Source organism: Corynebacterium sp. LK26 (genome assembly GCF_014335085.1).
GTDB lineage: Bacteria > Actinomycetota > Actinomycetes > Mycobacteriales > Mycobacteriaceae > Corynebacterium > Corynebacterium jeikeium_D.
Map to the genome: position 1 here is coordinate 583368 of NZ_PDHB01000001.1, position 19544 is coordinate 602911.

The window sequence follows — 19544 nt, forward strand, 5'->3', positions numbered from 1 at the left end:
TCTGCTTTTGCGGCTGCGGTGTCTGGGGCGTATGTGTTGTGGGCGCTTTCGGTGGTGCATCCATCAAAGCGGCTGCGTGCACTTACTGACTAGGTTTATGACACTTTCGTGGCAAAATTTGTGCTCAAAGTGTCATAAACCTAGTCAGTAACTTGCGGTCGGGAACGGTTTGCAACCTCTATAGGTTGTCGTCGTCGACCCAGGCCTGCACCCCACGGGGCTGCTGAGGTTGTTGCGGCTGCTGTGGTGTTTGCTGTGCTTGCTGTTGGCGGGCCTGGGCAACTGGATCCTGCCACGTCCCCGGCTGCGGGAGCGGCTGCTGCGACGGAGCCGGCTGCACTGGCTGGTTCGTATTGGACTGCTGGTACTGCTGACCCGCAGGCCCGGCCGCTCCTGCAGCTCCGGCTGCACCAGTTCCGCCACCACCCGCTGCGGGCTTACCGGAGAGCATGTCCAGGTAGGTGTCATCGCCGTCGAAAAGCGTCCTGGTGATGGCGGTCTTCGGGTTGAGACGACGGAGATCGTTGAGCTCCTGCAGCGGCTTGCGAAGATCGTCGAAGTCTTCGCCGAACTCGTCCGAGAGGTTATCGCGTGCGTCATTGATTGCGGTGCGCGCAGCCAAGAGCAATGCGCGGACGTCCTCAATTACCTTCGGCAACCGCTCAGGTCCGATGAGAATTAGTCCGAGGATAAAGAGGACAAGAATCTCGCCCCAGCCAACATTAGAAAACACGTTATACCACCTTAGTTACAGTGCACCTCGCATGCAGCATTGCGTGGCCAAATCCACCAAATCTGCTAAATCCGCAGAAACCAGCGCCCCCTACTCCGGCGTGATCTTCGCCTCCAGCTCGGCTCCGTGGCGAACGATCTTCAATACCGCCTCATTACCAGCGCCAACAGTCCACAGCGCCACCGTGAGCTCATCTGCGGACGATACCGCGCGGTCTCCCACAGCCGTAATCACATCGCCTTCCTGCAGGCCTTCCCGGTCGGCAACGCCTCCCGGCAGGATGCTGGCAATCTCGGCACCAGTCAGTGCGCCATTGGAAACCGTGCGCGCTGTCACGCCAATCCCCGGATGAACCGGCTGCTCACCGGCGATGAGCTGCTCCGCGATGGCAACGGCTGAATTGATTGGAATCGCAAAGCCCAACCCCTGTGAGCCACCCGAACTACTGAAAATCACCGTATTAATACCGATAATGGCACCGCGGATATCCACCAGTGGACCACCCGAGTTACCCGGGTTGATGGAGGCATCGGTCTGAATCGCATCGGCGTAACCGTCCGTGTCGGTCCCCTCAGCAGCCAGGCGCACCGGGCGATTGAGCGCCGAGACAATGCCCGAGGTCACCGTGCCGCCAAGCCCCTGCGGCGAGCCCATCGCAATCACTGTGTCACCGACCGCAACCGCGTTGGAATCACCAAGCTGCGCCACAGTCAGCCCCGCAACATCTTCGACCTTAATCACAGCGAGGTCGGTCTTCGGGTCGCGGCCAATAATCTTGGCCGGCACTTCCTTCAGCTTTCCGCCGTCCCAAAACGTTACGGAGACCTGCATATCCTGCCGGTCCGCCACCGCCGAAACGACGTGGTTATTCGTCAAAATATGACCGTCACCATCAATGACAAACCCCGAGCCCACGCCCGAGACCTCACCGGCACTGACCACAATCGACACCACCGCGGGACGAAGAGCCTCCGCCACCTTGCCGATTTCAGTCAAATCACCGTTGCCCGGCCGCCCCTCGATCTGCTGCAGCTCCACACGCTGGTAGTCCGAGCGGAAAGACTTGCCAGCCCAACCGCCAACAAAGCCGCCAACACCGCCAATGAGCAGCACCACGGCCGACGATGCCGCAATCACACGCCACGGCACCTCGCGGCCAAAAATCACTTCCCGCGCGCTGACGCGGGGAGCCGTCTTCGGGCGAGGCTTCTTTTTCGCTTCGGGTTTGCGGGCTGGACGCCCCGTCGTCATGCGTGACGACGAATCCTGCCACGGCGAATACTCTTGGGCGGTCGCACTGGTGTCGTCGTCAAGCTTCTGCCCTGGAGCACGCTGTAACCCGCCAGTTGCGGCGGCACGATCGGAGTCCGGGGCGAACGCGGAATCATCGAAAGAGCGATGTTTGCCCACTAGTGACTACCACCTTTACGAAAACCGCGAACGATCTGCTCCAACGCGGCACTCAGCGACTCCGGCGGACGGTGCGTGAGATGCCGCGCCGACCGATGGGGCTCTGAGTCCTCGCAACTGCCTGCGAAATCAGCAATACGAGCGCGCAGCTCAGCTGGAATGTGCAAGGGCGCACTATCACGCAGACGCTTGGCTGCCTGCCGCTGCTTCGCGACCTCCCGGCGACACTCCGGGCATGCCATCAGGTGCGCCTGCGCACGACGCTCAGCTACGACCGACAACTCGCCGTCAACAAAAGCGGCAATCGCCTCGGTGCCGAGATGCTCCGTTGACAAAAAACGCTTGTCATCGCCCTGCTGAATCACAGACTGCAGCACCTCCAGAAATCGCACCTATTTAACTAGCCCCACAATAGCCGCTCCCGCGGATTGAGTGCGGGAAATCTAGCCTGCGGTGACCGACTCCGGCAGCTCCTGTCGTTCCTTCTCCAGGCGCTCCAACGTCGCCCGCAAGCTGGAACGTGCCCGGTGAATACGCGAACGCACAGTGCCCATCTTGAGCCCAAGGGTGCTGGCAATTTCCTCGTAGGTCAGCCCCACCACATCACAGAGGACAACCACCGCGCGATAGTCCGGCTGCAGCTCAGCCAGCGCGATTTCCAAATCCGGGTCGAGCATCGCGTCATCGACGGCCTGCTCCGGGGTCTTCAGCGTACCCGGGACGCGGTCGTAGTTCTCCGGCAACGCCTCCATCCGGATGACCTGCCGATGCCGGACCATATCCAAAAACAGGTTAGTGGTAATCCGATGCAGCCAGCCTTCAAAAGTGCCGGGACGGTATGACTTCAGCGAGCGGAACACACGCATGAATGTCTCCTGCGTCAGGTCTTCCGCGTCCTGCTGGTTACCAGTCAACCGATATGCGAGCCCATAAACACTATCCGCGTGGGCCTGGACCAGCTCCGACCACGACGGCATCTCCCCCACACCTGCGTCAAAAGCCGCGGTGCCGGACAGTTGCTCAGTTACGTCAGCGGACGCGGCGTCCTCGCGGCTGGCGCCTACGCTGACTCGTTCGGACTTGACTCGTTCGGGCATGAGGTTCAGTGTTCCTTACCAACCTTAGGTTTGTAGTGACCTTACCCTGAAAATAGTTTGAGAGTCCAGACAAACTTGAGGCTTGTTTACCCACCTAGTCCGGCACTGACCGGCGCGCCCCGCTGCCCTGCCCGAAGTTTTTTCCTACGCTATAGAACGTGTCCGAAACGAGTTCTTCTGCTACCCCGCTATCCGCACGTGACGCTATTGCACAGCACGTCAACAACACGACCGTAGTCTCCGAGGCCCTTGAAAGCGCCCGAGAGAGCGCTCGCGAATACGGAGTTGCCGTCCCCGATACGATGACCGGCGCCGCTTTGACCTCGCTCATGGCTCTGACCAGTGCCCGCCGCGACGGTCACCCCGCCGCTGTCATCGCATCGCCTGCGGCAGGCGTAGTCGGTTTGCACCTGGCCGCCGGCCTCGGCGATGACGGCGTTCTCACCTGCATCGACCCGGAGCTCGAGCACCAGTCTCTGGCAAAGTCCGCTTTCCGAGCCGCAGGCATCCGCCCCAACCGACAGCGCTTCCTGCCTTCGCAGCCGCTGGAGGTCATGGATCGACTGGCCGCCGACTCCTACGACTTGGTCTACTTGGACGTCGCCCCGGCGATCCTCCGCGCCGCCCAGGAAAAGGCCTGGCCGCTGCTTCGCTCCGGTGGCGCGCTCGTCCTGACCGGCGCGCTCCTCGACGGCACTGTCGCTGACTCGTCACGCACTGACCGTGACACCGTCGCTGCCCGCGAAGCCGACGAATATATGCTCCAGCTTGACGACGCTTACGTGATGCGCCTACCTCTAGCAGCTGGCACCACTGTGCTGGTGAAGAAGTAGTTTTCTACTGTTGGCCGGCCGGCTAGCGGCAGCGGTGGGCCACTGCGACTTACTGACTGCGTTTATGACAAAAATGGCCCGAAAAATGGCTTGAAAGTGTCATAAACTCACACAGTTTCACATTTGCAGCCCATGCCCGTATTCACATGCGCACCCCATATTCACAGGTGCAGCCCGCAACTTTTAGGGCTGCCAGTTTTGGGGCTAGGTAGCAACTAGGTAGCAAAAAGGGTTAAAGGCAAAAGGCACGTACCCCACGGTACGTGCCTTTTCAGCCGGTCGGACTCAGACAGTCTAGATAACCTGGTTCTTACCAACGGCCACAACGCCACCAGCGCTGACCTTGAAGCGCTCTGCGTCCTTCTCCGGATCGACACCGATAATGGCGCCGTCGGAAACTACAACGTTCTTGTCCAAAATCGCATGGCGAACCACTGCTCCGCGGCCGACGCGAACGCCTGGGAAGAGAACCGAGCCCTCCACCGTCGCGCCATCCTCGACCACAACGTTGGTGCTAATCACCGAGTTGCGGACCGTACCACCGGAGACAATCGAACCAGCACCGACCATCGAAGCCTGAGCAATACCGCCCTGGACAAACTTGGCCGGAGGCAGGTTCTCCTCTGAGAAGGTGTGGATTGGCCACTTCTTGTTGTAGAGGTTAAACACCGGGTGGACGGAAATCAGGTCCATGTTGGCCTCGTAGAAGGCATCGATGGTACCGACATCACGCCAGTAGCCCTTGTCACGTTCGGTCTCACCCGGAACGTAGCTGTCCTTGAAGTCCCAGACGAAAGCTTCGCCCTCCTCTACCAGCATCGGAATAATGTTTCCGCCCATATCATGGTCGGAGTTTTCATCTTCCGAGTCACGCTTAATAGCGTCGATAAGCGCGGAGGTAGTGAAGATGTAGTTACCCATCGACGCGAACGTCGAGTTCGGGTCATCCGGGGTGCCGGGCGGATCAGCCGGCTTCTCCAGGAACTCGGTGATTCGGTTGTTGTCATCGGCATCGATGACACCGAATGCGCTGGCCTCAGAACGCGGGACGCGGATACCAGCGACCGTCACGCCAGCGCCAGACTCGATGTGGGCCTCCAGCATCTGCTGCGGATCCATGCGATAGACGTGGTCGGCACCGAAGACGATGACGTACTCCGGATCCTCGTCGTAAACCAAGTTCAGCGACTGCAGAATCGCGTCCGCCGAACCGGTGAACCAGCGCTTACCCAGACGCTGCTGAGCCGGCACCGGGGTGACGTACTGGCCGGTGATGCCAGACAGCTGCCACGCTTGCGAAATGTGACGGTCGAGCGAGTGGGACTTGTACTGGGTCAGCACACAGATCTTCAAGAAACCTGCGTTGACCAGGTTCGACAGCACGAAGTCGATAAGCCGATAGCTACCGCCGAAAGGCACGGCGGGCTTAGCGCGGTCTTCCGTCAGCGGGAAGAGACGCTTGCCTTCGCCACCGGCAAGGACAATGGACAAAACATGTGGTTGACTCCTCACACCAACCAACCTATATGCGATTTACGTTCCTCGCTGCCAGTCTCCCCTCCCCGCTACCCACACCCAGGCATATCAAGCGACGGAAATTGTCAAATCTGGTTACGCTGGAACTATGCGTGTTGCCATGATGACCAAGGAATACCCTCCGGAGATTTACGGCGGAGCAGGTGTTCACGTAACTGAACTGACTCGTTTCATGCGCGGCCTCGACGGCGTTGACGTCGATGTGCACTGCATGGGTGCTCCTCGCGATGAGGCGGATGTATATGTCCACGGCGTTGACCCGGAGTTGAAGGATGCCAACGCCTCGATTAAGACGCTGTCCACGGGGTTGCGCATGGCAAATGCCGCCGCGGCAACCGACATTGATGTCGTCCACTCTCACACGTGGTACTCGGGCCTGGGCGGTCACCTCACTGGTCTGCTCAAGGGCATTCCGCATGTGGCAACCGCGCACTCACTGGAGCCGCACCGCCCATGGAAGCGCGAGCAGCTTGGCGGCGGTTACGACGTTTCCAGCTGGTCCGAGCGCAATGCTATGGAGTACGCAGACGCTGTCATTGCTGTTTCCGCGCGCATGAAGGACGCCATCCTGGATGCCTACCCGCGTATCTCCCCCGACAAGGTCCACGTTGTCCTGAACGGTATCGACACCGAGCTGTGGTACCCGCGCCCGACGTGGGAAGAGTCCAAGGAACAGAACGGCTGGTCTGTCCTGGAGGAGCTCGGCGTTGACCCGTCTCGCCCGATGGTCGCGTTCGTCGGCCGCATCACCCGTCAGAAGGGTGTCGCTCATTTGGTCAAGGCCGCATCGCTTTTCGACGACGGTGTGCAGCTCGTTCTGTGCGCCGGCGCTCCGGACACCCCGGAAATCGCGAAGGAGACTGAGCAGCTCGTCCATGACCTCCAGGAGAAGCGCGATGGCATTTTCTGGGTGCAGGACATGCTGCCGAAGGAGAAGATCCAGGAGATTCTGACGGCCGCGGATTCCTTCGTCTGCCCGTCCATCTACGAGCCGCTGGGCATCGTTAACCTCGAGGCTATGGCCTGTGGCACCGCCGTTGTCGCCTCTGATGTCGGCGGTATTCCGGAGGTTGTCGTCGATGGTGAAACCGGCACTCTGGTTCACTACGACGAGTCCGATCCGGAGGGCTTCGAACGAGGCATCGCTGCCGCTGTCAACAACATGGTCGCCGACCGCGACCGCGCTGCCAAGGTTGGCCAGGCGGGTAAGAAGCGCGCTGAAGATGTGTTTAGCTGGGAGAACATCGCTCAGCAGACCGTCGAGGTCTATAAGTCTTTGATGTAGCTGGCTGTCTGCGAGACGCCACGGATGCGCGGCGAACGGAGTCTCCTCATAAGGCCCATCGCTTCCGAGAAGGAAGCGGTGGGCCTTTTTTAGCCTTTTTACTAACCCCGTTCAGGACATTTACTTATGCCTTTGCCCACTTTCCTAAACCTAATTTAAGTTTTGGCTGAATTTATCATTCCTGGTCAATAGCATACTGAGTATGAGATTCACTAAGAAGGTGGCAGCAGTTGGTGCCGCCATTGCCATAGCGCTAGCGGGTGCAGTACCGCATCAGGCGCTCGCTACAGAAGTAGCCCCATCCCCTAGTACCGCTACCATCACCGAGCGTGGTCCCCTTGGACAGTCCGGTCGCTGGTTTACCGACGGTGACGGCCGTGCTTTCCTCACTCAGGGATCGAACATCGTCTACAAGCACGATCCTTACACCCCAGAGGCCGGAGGCTTTAACGAGGACGATGCTGACTGGCTCGTGCAGCAGGGCTTCGACTCCATGCGAGTCGGCATTATCTGGAAAGCAGTAGAGCCAAAGCCCGGCGAGTACAACGACGAATACCTGGATTCCATTGCCCGCACTATCTCCATGCTCACTGAGCGTGGAATCGCGGTCTTGGTCGATGCCCACCAGGACATGTACAACGAGAAGTTCGAAGGCGAATTTGCCCCGGATTGGGCTGTCATTGACGACGGGGTTCCCAGCCTCTTAAAGGTTGGCTTCCCCGCTAACCAGGCTCTCAATATCGGACTCATTAGGGCATACGACAACTTCCTGAATAACCGCGAAGGGCCAGGCGGCGTTGGGTTGCAGGAGCGTTACGCAGCCATGTGGGGCCATGTCGCCAAACGCCTTGGCGACATGCCGGGACTGATGGGCTACGACATCATAAATGAACCGTGGCCAGGCTCCGCATACCCACTGTGCTATCTGGCTCTCGGCGACTGCGGCCCGGCTAAGGAAAAGCTCGATGAACTGCACCAGAAGGCTGCCAATCAGATTGTCGACAAGGACCCGGACGCTATTGTCCACTACGAGCCCTACTCCATGTGGAACACCGGATTGAACACGAATCCGGCAGCCCCGGAGGTTCCTGAAACCGCTGGTACGGCCCTCAGCTGGCATGTCTACTGCACCACGAATGCCCTGTTCAACACCTACACGGGCTGTGACTTCTTCGATGGTCGTACCTTCGACAATGCGGAAATCGTCTCATCCGGTAACGGCTCGGCCACACTGCTGTCCGAGTTCGGTGCGACCGACGATGCCGATACCCTCAATGGCGTAATTTCGCTTGCCCGCCGCCACATGGTCGGCTGGCAGTACTGGTCCTACTGCGGATGCAACGACCCGACGACGCAGAACCAGAAGGAACAGGGCATGGTCTTCGACCCTACTGTTCCAGGACCTGTAGGTGCCGATGCCTTCAACCGCGACAAGATGACCATCCTCGCCGCTCCACACCTGCGAGCGGTCGCAGGCACCCCGCAAGCTACCGACTGGAACCGCGACACCCGTGTCTACCAGGCCAGCTGGAACAATAACCGCGTCGACGGCACCGGAGTTTTCGCACCTGGTTCCACCAGCGAGCTCGTTGTGCCCTCGATCAACTTCCCGAATGGGTTCACAGTGAATGTCGAAGGCGGTCACGCCACTGTCGCTGCCGATGGCCAGACCGTTCATATCGTCTCCACTGCTGACCAAGTGACAGTCACCATCCAGCCGAAGTAGAACCAACCGCTCGATTCACCAAATCGCGCCCTGTGGATTTTTCCGCAGGGCGTTTTTCTTGCCACGATTTCCTTACCCACAAGCCGATCGGACATCTAACAGACGACCCGCCCCAGCTTGGGCTACAAATATCGCGAATATAATGGCTTCCATGACCACTCACGAGAATTTTCCAACGGTCCGACACACAATTTTCCAAAACTCACTGATGTCCGCACTGCTCGATGGCATCTACGACGGCGAGATGACCATTGGCGAAATCCTTGGTCATGGAAACTTCGGCATCGGTACCTTCGACGGCCTCGATGGCGAAATGGTAATCCTCGACGGGGTCTGCTGGCAGGTGCGTCACGACGGCTCCGCGACCCGGGCCACCATGGATCAGCGCAGCCCCTACACGGTGGTGACCAACTTCGTCCCGCACACGGTGATGGATGCGCCGGAAAACCTGACTCGCAAGGAAATTAGCCCCATCATCGATTCCCTGGTGCCGAGCCAAAACTTTATGTACGCACTGCGGATTACCGGCGAATTTGAGTGGGTGAAGACTCGAACCGTCGTAAAGCAGGAAAAGCCGTACCAGAAGATGGTTGATGCGACGGAAGAAGACGCCTCGGTTGATTTTGAGAACCTGCAGGGCACGATTGCGGGCTTCCGCACGCCGGTCTATGAGAAGGGAATTTCGGTGCCCGGCTGTCACGTGCACTTCCTCGCGGAAGGCGGCACCGGCGGCGGGCATGTGCTGGACTTTAAGCTGCGCTCGGGCACTATCGAACTGTGCCCGGGCACTGACCTGCAGCTTCGCCTTCCGCTAACGGCGGAATTCTCGGATGCTGACCTGGATCCGGAAGACCTGGATGAGCAGATTCACAAAACCGAGGTCAAGGAGTAGGCGCTAGTCGCCCGGGCGCCCCAGACGGGTGACGTAGGCACGGGCGGTGACGTACATCTCTGCAGGTAGCGCTGCAATGCGTTCCTGCAGCACCTCCGGGTGAATATGGCGTGCCGACGGGCTCATACCGATCTGCGCGGCGATTGCACTCTGGTTGAGGTTCATACCGAACTCCACCAGCTCCGGGTCGCCAACAGGCACGAGGTGCCCCTCGGCCTGGGAAATCATGCGCTCGACCTTGCCGCGCTCGACATCGATGATGCCCAGTGGCTCACGAAGCTCGCCCAGATGACCAGTAGTGGCCGTCAGAACCACAACCTGGCCGCCCGGCTTGAGCACGCGAGCGAACTCCTCCGCGTTGCGAGGTGCGAAGACAACCGTAAGCGCATCGATGGAACCATCACGCAGCGGCAAACGCGCCCACGCATCGGCCACAACCGCACCGAGTCGCGGATGACTCTTGGCCAGGTGCTTGGCGGCCGGCACAGACACATCAATGCCTACACCACGGGAATTGGGAATGCTGTCCAGCGTGTGTGCGAGGTAGTAACCAGTGCCCGCACCGACTTCGCAGATGACTGGCCTGGCGGCCTCGGACACGTTGGCGTCGTCAAGCACATCCTGGACGTTGCCTGTAACTGCCTCAACGAATGGAGCATAGTGGCCACCAGAGAGGAACTCCTCGCGGGCGGTAATCATCTTGGCGTCATCGCCGGTGTAGCGCAGACCAGCCCCACCGGCGAGCGTAACGTAACCCTGGCGGGCGACATCATAGCTATGTCCGGATTCGGACTTCAGAGTCATTCGTTCGGCATCACCAAACTTCAAATCAGTGCCATCGATGGGGTCAGCAAGCACATCAATGATGTCAGCTAGCACGTCGGTCACTCCTCAAACTGAGCTAGAAAAATAATTTTCACTATCTTAGCCCGTGACGAGCTCAGCCAAGTAACTCCAATGCGAGTTACTGACTACGTTTATGACAAAAATTGCCCGAAAACTGGCTTGAAAGTGTCATAAACTCCCACAGTTTCACATTTGCAGCCCGTACTTTTTGTTCATAACCCCTCCATTCGAGCCGTTATCACCTGAAGAAGAAAAGGCGACCTACACCACCTGTGTAGGTCGCCGCTGGGTCAAAACCGGACAGGCTCGCCTCTACCCGGCCTCTACCCGATACCCCACTACTCTGCTACTCCACTACTGCTACAAGCTCTGCACCGAGCTCCTTGGCTTCCTCCGGGGACAGTTCCACCACCAGGCGCCCACCACCATCTGCGGGGACGCGCATTACAATCTTCTTGCCCTCTTTAACTGCCTCCAGCGGACCATCACCGGTACGCGGCTTCATTGCTGCCATGTGAACTCCTTCGTTCTAAGACAATGTCGATGCAGGAGACGACCAGCCACCCCAGCTCGGCTGTGGTAGCCAGGAGATTGACAATCCCGGTTCAAGACCTCGGTCTACGACCCCGGCTCAAGATCCCGGTTTAGAATCCCTGTCGGCATTTTCGACTACTTCTCTTCATCATAGTCCTTTGTTTCACGCAGCGGCATGGGTGAAGCGCCTCAAACTACGCCCCTTACACCAGCCCACGCACCGGATGCAGTGGCGCAAAATCACCGGAAATAGCCAGAGTCATACGGCAAACATCAAGGGTTTCGGACACCTGATGCGAACGGAACACCGCAACGCCGGCAGCTGCCGCATGGGCGGTCGCAGCCAAGGTGCCGGGCACACGCTGCTCGACCGGGCGGTCCAAAGTCTCACCGACGAAGTCCTTATTCGACAGCGCCATGAGCACCGGCCATCCTGTAGCCACGAGCTCATTGCAGCGCCGCAGAAGTTCGAGGCCGTGGTAGGTGTTCTTGCCGAAGTCGTGGGTGGGATCGATGAGGATGCGGTCCTCCGGCACGCCAGCGTCCACTGCCCTCTGGGCGAGCTTGCCGGTTTCTGAGATGACATCGTCCACGACGTCGTCGTAACGCACGCGAACCGGATTGGTGCGTGGCAGTGCTCCACCGGTGTGTGAGCAGACGTAACCCATCCCGTGGGCGCCAGCGACTTCCAGCAGCTCCGGGTCATGGCCTGCCCAAGTGTCGTTGATGAGGTTGGCGCCAGCTTTGATGGCGGCCTCCCCGACTTCGGCGCGCCAGGTGTCGACGCTGATGTGCAGGTCAGGATAGCGCTCGCGGACCTTCGCGATGGTCGGCACCACGCGCTCAATCTCCTCGGCAACAGTTACTTCCGCACCGATACCAGCCTTGACGCCGCCAATATCGACAATGCCTGCGCCGGTAGCTACAACTTCGTCGACGCGAGCAAGCGCGGCCTCCTCCGCAGCCGTTGCGCCACGGTCATAGAAGGAATCCGGGGTGCGATTGACGATGGCCATCACCGTCGGCACCGCGGAGTCCTGATAAAAACTCCGCACAGCGTCTTACCTCTCGCTGAAGCGACGGACTCGGCGGAGCTTTTCGGGAACGTCAGAGGTCGGCTCGCACTCTTCCATCAACTTTTCGTGCGCGGCCTCGATGTACTCGACCGCTTCTTCAATGGAGTCGGTGACCAGGAAAAGGTCCATATCAGTCGGAGAAATCAGCTCCATGGCCACCAGTTTCTCGCGCATCCAATCGACCAGCCCCGACCAGAACTCAGTGCCCAGCAGCACGATTGGGTGATTTTCCACCTTCTCGGTCTGCACCATCACCAGTGACTCAAAGAGTTCATCGAGCGTGCCGAATCCACCCGGCAGACAGATAAACGCCTGCGAGTACTTCAGGAACATGGTCTTGCGAACGAAGAAGTAGCGGAAGTTCATGCCCAGGTCGACCCAGTCATTCAAGTGCTGCTCGTGCGGCAGCTCAATGCCCAGCCCAATGGAAAGGCCGTCGGCGTCGTAACAGCCGCGGTTGGCGGCTTCCATGATGCCCGGGCCGCCACCAGTGATGGTCGCGTAACCCGCCTCCGCCAGTGCTTTGCCCAGGTCGAAGCCCCACTGGTAGTACGGGCTGTCCTCTGGCAAACGCGCCGAACCATACACCGTCACCGCCGGCGGAATCTCCGCCAACGCACCAAAGCCGTCAACGAATTCCGATTGAATGCGCAGCACACGCCAGGTGTCGTTGTGCAGCCAGTCCGTGTTCGGATTGTGTGACAACAGCCTGCGGTCGGTCGTAGACGCCTGCGGTTCGCCCGCCTGTCGAATCGCGATTGGGCCGCGGAGTGCGCGGCGCTTAGCTGGGGACGGAGTACGTACAGGTTTCATAACCTCACAATGTATGCCAGCAATGACATACGCGCACCCGCTCAGCGAGGGCAGGGTGTGATTCTAGGCTCACCCAGCCACCGGCGCGGTGGTCAAGTACCGCCGCAGGTCCTCCCACAGTGCCGTAATGCACTCGACCGGAATCTGCTCATCCTTCTTGTGGCAGTACGCCGGATCACCCGGGCCAAAGTTCACTGCAGGAATGCCGAGCGCGGAAAAACGCGCCACATCGGTCCACCCAAACTTGGGCTTTACGACGTCGCCTGCGACCGCAACCAACTCCTTCGCAGCAGCCGCATGCAGTCCCGGTAGTGCCCCAGGGCTCACATCCTCGACATCGACGGTGAGGTCCTCGGCCGCAAACTCGTCGAGTCCCAGCACCTCGCGGAAGTGTGCCATGGCCTCATCGGCGCTGCGGTTGGGCGCGAATCGGAAGTTGACTCGCAGCACCGCCTCGTCGGGAAGCGTATTGGTGGCAACCCCGGCCTCCAGCCAGACGACGTTGAGCCCTTCGCGGTAGGCCAAGCCGTCGATATCCACGGTCTGCGGTTCATAGGCGGCAATGCGTGACAGCACCGGTGCTAACTTGTGCACGGCGTTGTCGCCGAGCCACGCCCGAGCCGAGTGTGCACGTGTGCCGTGAGCGGTCAGACGCAGGCGAATAGAGCCCTGGCAGCCGGCTTCGATGACATTGCCGCTGGGCTCGCCCAGCAAAGCGACATCGCCAGCCAGGAGCTCCGGATGCGACTCACTCAAGTGCCGCAACCCGTTGAACTCCGCGGCGATTTCTTCGCATTCGTACATGATGAGTGTCAGGTCGCGCTGCAACTCCTGGCTTGCCGCCAGCGTCGCAAAAGCATGCAGGTAGACTGCGTCACCGCTTTTCATATCCACAGTTCCACACCCAAACAGTGTGTCTCGCCCCTGCGCGTCTACCCCACGCGTCGAGGGCACATTGTCCGCAGTCGGCACCGTATCCAGGTGTCCTGCCAAAATCACGCGCTGCGGCAACCCCCGATGGGTCCGCGCAATCACGTTGTTGTCAATGCGCAGGACCTCAATCGACTCATTTGCCTGCGCGACCTCACGCAATGCCGCCTCGACGGCATCCGCAATCGCGGTCTCATTGTGGGACACCGATTCGATGTCCACCAGTGCCGCCGTGAGGTCTACAGGATCTTGGAGCAGATTTAACTTCGATTTCACATCAATTAAGCGTACAAACCATTGTGCGCCAGCGAAACCAGAATTTTGTGATGAATATGCGCCGCACGACCATTGATCGCATCCCCATTGGCGGGCGCGCCACCACCGAGGAACAACGCCAGCTCATGCGGTTCGGCGGAGGTCACACCAATTCTCCCCTCCGCCGAGCGCTTAAGCCCATCAGCCACCTCAAAGACCAGGGTTTTCGCTCCTTCCGGGAGAGTTTGGGCAATGATTGCCTCCGGAGTTTCGCTTGTCGACGACCCCGGCGCCCGCTCCTCCCCCGCAGAATCGGTCGCCTCTCCGTTTCCGCCATCCTCCTCGACAACGCCCGCGCCGGGACCATAGACCACAGCTACACGGGAGCCATAGACCGCAATCACCGGACGCAGCTCATTCGTGCTGACAATCACCGTAGAACCGGCCAGCGGCTTACAGACGGCCGCGACAATCTTGGCCGTTGCGTGTGGCAGCTGCACTGGAGTGGGATCGATGTCTCGTCGATAAGCAGGACGAAGCGTTTCGGCGACATCGCCCAGCTCATCGCGCTCCCACATCGGCAGGGCATCGATGCGTGCCTGCTGATCGCGGTTCTTGCGCTCCAGCAGAAGACGGGCGATCATGCCACCGCCGAGCCCCACTGCGATGGCAACTGCGATAACCAGCACAAGACGGTTCGGCGCGATGAGCGCAACCACTGCGGCAATAGCCACACCGACTGCGCCAATTGGCATTGCTCGCGGCGGCAAAACGAAACCAAAGAAGCTGGCTACGGCGAGAATCCAAGCACTCAGCAGTGCGAATCCGACATAGAAGACCACCGGCAGGGACAGGACGAAGCCGAGTCCGAGCACACTGACAGCAATGATGAGGCTAACTAAGAACCACTGCTTCATTTTCTGTGTGCTTTCAAGGCCAGCTAGGGGCATAGTTCATCCTTCCGCGAAGATTCCTTAAAGGGATACTAATATTAAGAATCATGATTACATCTGGTGCTGTCGCTACGGGAATCGCCAATATCGCAATGGACGGTACAGTTCTCGATACTTGGTTTCCCGCACCTCAGTTAAGCGATGAGGTCGTAGAATCGAGCACTCACCGGCTCGGCGCCGCTGATCTGACCCCACAGTTGCTTCGTCAGGTGATTTTGGACGAGGATCGCCGCGTGGAGCAGGTGGCAGTGCGCACGTCCATTGAGGATTTGTCCAAGCCTGCTGTCGACCCGCACGATGCCTACCTGCGCCTGCATTTGCTCTCCCACCGCCTGGTCAAGCCGCACCAGCTAAACACCAAGGGGCTCTACGAGCTACTCCATGTGGTGGCGTGGACCAACAAGGGGCCATGTCTGCCGGACAACTTCGAGCAACTGCGCACCCACTTGCGCGTCCGCGGTCTGATTCACGTTTACGCCATCGACCGCATGCCGCGCATGGTCGATTATGTGCTGCCCGCCGGTGTGCGCATTGCAGAGGCCGAGCGCGTGCGGTTGGGCGCTTACTTGGCACCGGGTACGTCCGTACTGCGCGAGGGATTTGTCTCGCTGAACTCGGGCACTCTGGGCCCATGCAAGATTGAGGGACGTCTATCCTCCGGTGTCGTCATTGGCGCGCACACGAAGGTGGGACTGTCAGCCTCCATCATTGCCGCTCATGACGATTCCGGTCAGCGTAAGCCGCTCACGGTTGGCGAGCGCTGCCACATCGATATCGCGGCCGGCACCGTCGGCGTCAGCCTCGGTAATGACTGCATTATTGACCGAAGCATCCTCATTGCCCCCGATACGCCCATCGATGTCCCCGCGGAGAACCGCCGTATTCAGGCATGGGAAATTTCGGGCCGCGACAACATGCACTTCTACCATCACCCGGACCACTCGGCGGTGTGCGTCCGCCGCACGGAACGCCCGGGCAATGACGAAGGTGCCGCTGCTTTCGCTCAGCTTGCCGACGTGCCGGATGAGCTGGCCGGATAACCTACTTTCGGTGCTCGTGAAGGCACATTAGTTGACCCCAAAACGGTGAATGGGGGTAAACCCGTAATACGGTTATTGCCCCTGTTATCAGCGAGGTAATGTTTGCGACATGACCGAATCGCAAATTACCTCCACCTCCGGCGAGACAGCTCAGCTGGGCAAGGGGCTGCAGGTTCGACACCTGACCATGATGGGTCTTGGCTCCGCAATCGGTGCCGGTCTTTTCCTTGGTACGGGCGTCGGCATTAAGGCAGCTGGCCCGGGTGTTCTAGTTTCCTATGTCATCGCTGGCTTCATTGTCGTCCTCGTCATGCAGATGCTCGGCGAGATGGCCGCTGCCCGCCCGACACCGGGTAGCTTCTCCACCTATGCCGAGATGGCCTTTGGTTCCTCGGCTGGCTTTGTCCTCGGCTGGCTCTACTGGTTCATGCTCATCATGGTGCTCGGCGCTGAAATTACCGGTGCCGGTGCCATCATGGGTGCGTGGTTCGGTATTCCGGGCTGGATTCCAGGCCTGATCTGTGTTGTCTTCTTCGCTGTAGTGAATTTGGCGAATGTGCGCGGTTTCGGCGAGTTTGAGTTCTGGTTCGCGTTCATCAAGGTCGCGGTGATTATCGCGTTCCTGGTCATTGGCGTTCTTCTTTTCTTCGGTCTGCTGCCAGGCACCAGCTTCGTCGGTACGACGCATATTGCCGAGTCCGGATTCCTCCCGAATGGCGTGTCCGGCATTGCCGCTGGTCTGTTGGCCGTGGCCTTCGCCTTCGGCGGTATCGAGATTGTCACAATTGCCGCTGCTGAGGCTGAAGATCCGCAGCGCTCCATCGCTGCTGCTGTCCGCTCGGTAATCTTCCGCATCTCTGTGTTCTACCTGGGCTGCGTGACCGTCATCATCCTGCTGTTGCCGTACTCCCAGATTGACGGCGCTGACTCCGCAGCTGAGTCGCCGTTCACCCAGGTTCTGAAGCAGGCGAACATTCCGGGTGCCGTTGGCTTCATGGAGGCCATTATCGTTCTGGCGCTGCTGTCCGCGTTCAACGCTCAGATTTACGCAACCTCTCGCCTGGTCTACTCGATGTCCACCCGCGGTGAGGCACCGCGCTTCTTCGCCCACACCAATGAAGGCGCAGTTCCGAACCGTGCGGTCATCATGTCGATGGTCTTCGCCTTCGTCTCCGTGGGCCTGCAGGTTGTCTTCGACGGCTCGAGTGTCCTGGTCTTCCTACTGAACGCTGTCGGCGGCTGCTTGCTGGTGATCTGGCTGGTCATCGCCCTGTCTGAGATTAAGCTGCGCCCGCAGATGGAGGCCAACAACGAGCTTTCCGTTCGCATGTGGGCCTACCCGGCACTGTCCTGGGTAGCGGTCATCCTGATTCTGGGCCTCGCTGTTGGCATGCTCACCGATTCTGGTGCTCGCCAGCAGGTTATCGCCGTTGTGTGTGTCACTGCGTTCCTCGCGGTGCTCGCTGCACTGACTAAGAAGAGCCGCACCGCGGCCCGCGAGGCTCTCGAGTCCAGCGATAGCAACTAGCCGTTAGCAACTGGCTGCAGGGCCTAACCACCCTGCTACCCCTATCCGAACATTTCCTTGCTACACATTTGCGGAACACTTTTCATAGATAGGGATATGCCGGTAGCCTGTTTTCCATGAAATTTGGAGCACAAGCTACCGGCATTGCCACTTTTAACAACGATACTGTTCTCGACGTCTGGTTCCCCGCCCCCAAGCTCATCGAAGAGGGCGTGGCAACCTCCACCACGACCGGAACCATCGACGCCGACGCACTGCCCGAAGATTTCACCTACCTCACAGATCTGGCCGTAGCCGATGCGGACCGTGGCACCACCCGCCGTCTGGTCACAGCTACCATCGCTTCACTCGATGACGCACCAGTCGACACCATCGATGCCTACCTGCGTCTCCATCTGCTGTCCCACCGCCTGGCCACCCCCAACAGCATCAACCTGGACGGCATCTTCGGCAAGCTCAACAATGTGGTGTGGACGAATTTTGGCCCCTGTGCTGTCGAAGGCTTCGAGGTAACCCGAGCCAAGCTGTCACGCCGCGGGCCTGTCACCGTCTACTCCATCGATAAATTCCCCCGCATGGTCGACTACGTCACTCCCACCGGAGTCCGCATCGGTGACGCTGACCGCGTGCGCCTTGGAGCCCATCTCGCAGAGGGCACCACAGTCATGCACGAGGGCTTCGTCAACTTCAACGCAGGCACGCTTGGACACTCCATGGTGGAAGGCCGTATCTCTCAGGGGGTCGTCGTCGACGACGGCTCCGATATCGGCGGTGGTGCGTCCATCATGGGCACACTATCCGGTGGAGGTAAGGAAGTTGTGTCCGTCGGCAAGCGATGCCTACTCGGTGCGAACGCTGGACTCGGAATCTCGCTCGGCGATGACTGCGTACTCGAAGCCGGGCTCTACATCACTGCCGGCACCAAGTGCCTCGTTGCCCTAGACGGTGTGAAGAAGACGCTCAAGGCCCGCGAGCTCTCGGGCGGATCGAATATGCTCTTCCGCCGCAACTCGCTCTCTGGTGCAGTCGAGGTTGTGCCATGGGCTGCCGAAAAGGTGAAGCTCAGCGCGGAGCTGCACGCTAACTAAGGGGTGGTCGGCACGTCTGCCGGGGCCGCGATATTCCGCGCGCTCCGGTAGACACGTCGCTCACCAGTGACGGGGTCGACAAAGGCCAGCGCGGTTGCCGTCAATCGCAGCTGCGGCGTGTACTTTGGCGCGCTGCCCGCGCTTGCCGACGGCCCCTGCGCCCCCGCTTTCCGGCCATAGGTGTCCTCACCGAGAATGGGATAGCCTAGCCAGTCCATCGTCGCCCGCAGCTGATGCGTGCGGCCCGTATGGGGCTGTAGCCGCCAGCGCCCCACCTGCATGCGACTCCCGCAATGCCCACAACCACAGCCGACTGCGTGCAGCGGAATGCTGGTGCTGGTCGCACCACCGCCATGGCTGTTCGCCAGCACATCGCCGATGTCCGCGGCTACTCGGCCGAGGAAGGTCACGGTTGTGCGTGCGAGCTTGAACTTGGGATTCTTCGCGGCAGCGCGAGCGAAATCGTCGGTCTCCACGACTTTTACTCCGCGCCCCGCCGGGTTGGGATCGAGCAGAAGCGTGACATCCCTGGTTTCCCCCACATGCCAATCATCGGGCATCACGGTGAGGCATTCGTATTCTTTGGTGATTTCCTGGTTTTGGAAAAGCTGCTGGTAGCGCGCACGGGTAGCCGGATTCCGGGAAAGCAACAGCAGCCCACTGGTCAGAAAATCCAGGCGGTGAACGGCCACTATCTCCGGTTCCTCAAGACTACGTCGCAGTCGCTCCTGCACGGTATTGGCCACGATGCGGCCGTTGGGAGTCGCCGGCAGAAAAGGTGGCTTGTCTACGACCAGAAACTCATCGGTGTCGGCCACAATTGCCGGCTCAAAGGGGATGTACTCCTCGCACTCGTGAGCGGCGGCATCGACTTGCGCAGTCTTACGGTTCTTCTCGAGGCCCCACCACGCATCTCGGTTGCCTGCGGCACGTCCCACGGCACACTCCCTTTTTTTATGATTTGGTCTA

The 19544-nt window shown here is 59.7% G+C and carries 19 protein-coding genes; 7 read left to right on the forward strand and 12 right to left on the reverse strand.

Annotated elements, in window-relative coordinates; translation table 11 throughout:
* Nucleotides 1–178: 178 nt before the first annotated feature.
* The 4 genes from tatB to sigE form a co-directional block, all read right to left on the reverse strand.
* The gene (gene tatB, locus CRD13_RS02545) at nucleotides 179–733 is read right to left on the reverse strand and encodes a Sec-independent protein translocase protein TatB (RefSeq protein WP_070429355.1); all 555 of its coding nucleotides are present in this window, start codon (nucleotides 731–733) and stop codon (nucleotides 179–181) included.
* A gap of 90 nt (nucleotides 734–823) precedes the next feature.
* On the reverse strand, nucleotides 824–2143 hold the full coding sequence (locus tag CRD13_RS02550) for a trypsin-like peptidase domain-containing protein (protein WP_187401228.1): 1320 nt from the start codon (nucleotides 2141–2143) through the stop codon (nucleotides 824–826).
* Nucleotides 2143–2535, reverse strand: coding sequence for an anti-sigma factor (locus CRD13_RS02555; protein WP_239271898.1), 393 nt, complete (start codon nucleotides 2533–2535; stop codon nucleotides 2143–2145). The genes CRD13_RS02550 and CRD13_RS02555 overlap by 1 nt, the downstream gene beginning before the upstream one ends.
* Before the next feature lie 51 nt (nucleotides 2536–2586).
* On the reverse strand, nucleotides 2587–3240 hold the full coding sequence (gene sigE, locus CRD13_RS02560) for an RNA polymerase sigma factor SigE (protein ID WP_070429357.1): 654 nt from the start codon (nucleotides 3238–3240) through the stop codon (nucleotides 2587–2589).
* A 158-nt stretch (nucleotides 3241–3398) separates the two neighbouring features.
* Here sigE and CRD13_RS02565 point away from each other — a divergent pair, with 158 nt between their 5' ends.
* On the forward strand, nucleotides 3399–4073 hold the full coding sequence (locus CRD13_RS02565) for an O-methyltransferase (protein WP_049193703.1): 675 nt from the start codon (nucleotides 3399–3401) through the stop codon (nucleotides 4071–4073).
* Between the two features lie 294 nt (nucleotides 4074–4367).
* On the opposite strand, the gene glgC is transcribed toward CRD13_RS02565, so the two are convergent.
* The gene (gene glgC / locus CRD13_RS02570; protein ID WP_042388575.1) at nucleotides 4368–5585 is read right to left on the reverse strand and encodes a glucose-1-phosphate adenylyltransferase; all 1218 of its coding nucleotides are present in this window, start codon (nucleotides 5583–5585) and stop codon (nucleotides 4368–4370) included.
* A gap of 112 nt (nucleotides 5586–5697) precedes the next feature.
* Between glgC and glgA the strand changes: the two genes are divergently transcribed.
* From glgA to budA, 3 genes are all read left to right on the forward strand, one after another.
* A complete protein-coding gene (gene glgA / locus CRD13_RS02575) occupies nucleotides 5698–6894 on the forward strand; it encodes a glycogen synthase (RefSeq protein ID WP_070546826.1) in 1197 nt (398 codons plus the stop codon).
* A gap of 202 nt (nucleotides 6895–7096) precedes the next feature.
* Nucleotides 7097–8620 carry a cellulase family glycosylhydrolase gene (locus CRD13_RS02580; RefSeq protein ID WP_070546829.1) on the forward strand — a complete coding sequence of 508 codons (1524 nt, stop codon included), beginning with the start codon at nucleotides 7097–7099 and terminating at the stop codon, nucleotides 8618–8620.
* A 142-nt stretch (nucleotides 8621–8762) separates the two neighbouring features.
* Nucleotides 8763–9512: an acetolactate decarboxylase gene (budA, locus tag CRD13_RS02585; RefSeq protein WP_083280597.1), complete on the forward strand. Its 750-nt coding sequence runs from the start codon at nucleotides 8763–8765 to the stop codon at nucleotides 9510–9512.
* A 3-nt stretch (nucleotides 9513–9515) separates the two neighbouring features.
* Here budA and CRD13_RS02590 read toward each other — a convergent pair whose 3' ends face one another.
* From CRD13_RS02590 to CRD13_RS02615, 6 genes are all read right to left on the reverse strand, one after another.
* On the reverse strand, nucleotides 9516–10391 hold the full coding sequence (locus CRD13_RS02590) for a methyltransferase domain-containing protein (protein WP_049190045.1): 876 nt from the start codon (nucleotides 10389–10391) through the stop codon (nucleotides 9516–9518).
* 313 nt (nucleotides 10392–10704) lie between these two features.
* Nucleotides 10705–10872, reverse strand: coding sequence for a DUF3117 domain-containing protein (locus CRD13_RS02595; protein ID WP_005509573.1), 168 nt, complete (start codon nucleotides 10870–10872; stop codon nucleotides 10705–10707).
* A 223-nt stretch (nucleotides 10873–11095) separates the two neighbouring features.
* Nucleotides 11096–11908 carry a dihydropteroate synthase gene (gene folP, locus CRD13_RS02600; RefSeq protein ID WP_070652962.1) on the reverse strand — a complete coding sequence of 271 codons (813 nt, stop codon included), beginning with the start codon at nucleotides 11906–11908 and terminating at the stop codon, nucleotides 11096–11098.
* Nucleotides 11909–11953: 45 nt separating this feature from the next.
* A complete protein-coding gene (locus CRD13_RS02605; protein WP_048732866.1) occupies nucleotides 11954–12781 on the reverse strand; it encodes a TIGR00730 family Rossman fold protein in 828 nt (275 codons plus the stop codon).
* 69 nt (nucleotides 12782–12850) lie between these two features.
* Nucleotides 12851–13987: a succinyl-diaminopimelate desuccinylase gene (dapE, locus tag CRD13_RS02610; RefSeq protein ID WP_126107955.1), complete on the reverse strand. Its 1137-nt coding sequence runs from the start codon at nucleotides 13985–13987 to the stop codon at nucleotides 12851–12853.
* 5 nt (nucleotides 13988–13992) lie between these two features.
* Nucleotides 13993–14883 (reverse strand): hypothetical protein, encoded by an 891-nt coding sequence (locus tag CRD13_RS02615; RefSeq protein WP_255456290.1) that lies wholly within the window; start codon nucleotides 14881–14883, stop codon nucleotides 13993–13995.
* An 83-nt stretch (nucleotides 14884–14966) separates the two neighbouring features.
* On the opposite strand from CRD13_RS02615, the gene CRD13_RS02620 reads away from it, so the two are divergent.
* The 3 genes from CRD13_RS02620 to dapD all read left to right on the forward strand — a co-directional run bounded on the left by CRD13_RS02620 (nucleotide 14967) and on the right by dapD (nucleotide 18575).
* Nucleotides 14967–15959 (forward strand): succinyltransferase, encoded by a 993-nt coding sequence (locus CRD13_RS02620; RefSeq protein WP_049193666.1) that lies wholly within the window; start codon nucleotides 14967–14969, stop codon nucleotides 15957–15959.
* Nucleotides 15960–16083: 124 nt separating this feature from the next.
* Nucleotides 16084–17487, forward strand: coding sequence for an amino acid permease (locus tag CRD13_RS02625; RefSeq protein WP_172620259.1), 1404 nt, complete (start codon nucleotides 16084–16086; stop codon nucleotides 17485–17487).
* A gap of 116 nt (nucleotides 17488–17603) precedes the next feature.
* Nucleotides 17604–18575 carry a 2,3,4,5-tetrahydropyridine-2,6-dicarboxylate N-succinyltransferase gene (dapD, locus tag CRD13_RS02630; protein ID WP_070652888.1) on the forward strand — a complete coding sequence of 324 codons (972 nt, stop codon included), beginning with the start codon at nucleotides 17604–17606 and terminating at the stop codon, nucleotides 18573–18575.
* On the opposite strand, the gene CRD13_RS02635 is transcribed toward dapD, so the two are convergent.
* Nucleotides 18572–19513 (reverse strand): pseudouridine synthase, encoded by a 942-nt coding sequence (locus tag CRD13_RS02635; RefSeq protein WP_070437953.1) that lies wholly within the window; start codon nucleotides 19511–19513, stop codon nucleotides 18572–18574. The genes dapD and CRD13_RS02635 overlap by 4 nt on opposite strands.
* Nucleotides 19514–19544 lie beyond the last annotated feature (31 nt).

Excerpts from the sequence above, each read along its gene's own strand:
- folP (WP_070652962.1), bottom strand. The coding sequence starts at position 11,908 with ATGGCCATCGTCAATCGCACCCCGGATTCCTTCTATGACCGTGGCGCA.
- CRD13_RS02620 (WP_049193666.1), top strand. The coding sequence starts at position 14,967 with ATGATTACATCTGGTGCTGTCGCTACGGGAATCGCCAATATCGCAATG.
- CRD13_RS02615 (WP_255456290.1), bottom strand. The coding sequence starts at position 14,883 with ATGAAGCAGTGGTTCTTAGTTAGCCTCATCATTGCTGTCAGTGTGCTC.
- CRD13_RS02605 (WP_048732866.1), bottom strand. The coding sequence starts at position 12,781 with ATGAAACCTGTACGTACTCCGTCCCCAGCTAAGCGCCGCGCACTCCGC.
- CRD13_RS02595 (WP_005509573.1), bottom strand. The coding sequence starts at position 10,872 with ATGGCAGCAATGAAGCCGCGTACCGGTGATGGTCCGCTGGAGGCAGTT.
- budA (WP_083280597.1), top strand. The coding sequence starts at position 8,763 with ATGGCTTCCATGACCACTCACGAGAATTTTCCAACGGTCCGACACACA.
- sigE (WP_070429357.1), bottom strand. The coding sequence starts at position 3,240 with ATGCCCGAACGAGTCAAGTCCGAACGAGTCAGCGTAGGCGCCAGCCGC.
- CRD13_RS02580 (WP_070546829.1), top strand. The coding sequence starts at position 7,097 with ATGAGATTCACTAAGAAGGTGGCAGCAGTTGGTGCCGCCATTGCCATA.
- glgA (WP_070546826.1), top strand. The coding sequence starts at position 5,698 with ATGCGTGTTGCCATGATGACCAAGGAATACCCTCCGGAGATTTACGGC.
- dapD (WP_070652888.1), top strand. The coding sequence starts at position 17,604 with ATGAAATTTGGAGCACAAGCTACCGGCATTGCCACTTTTAACAACGAT.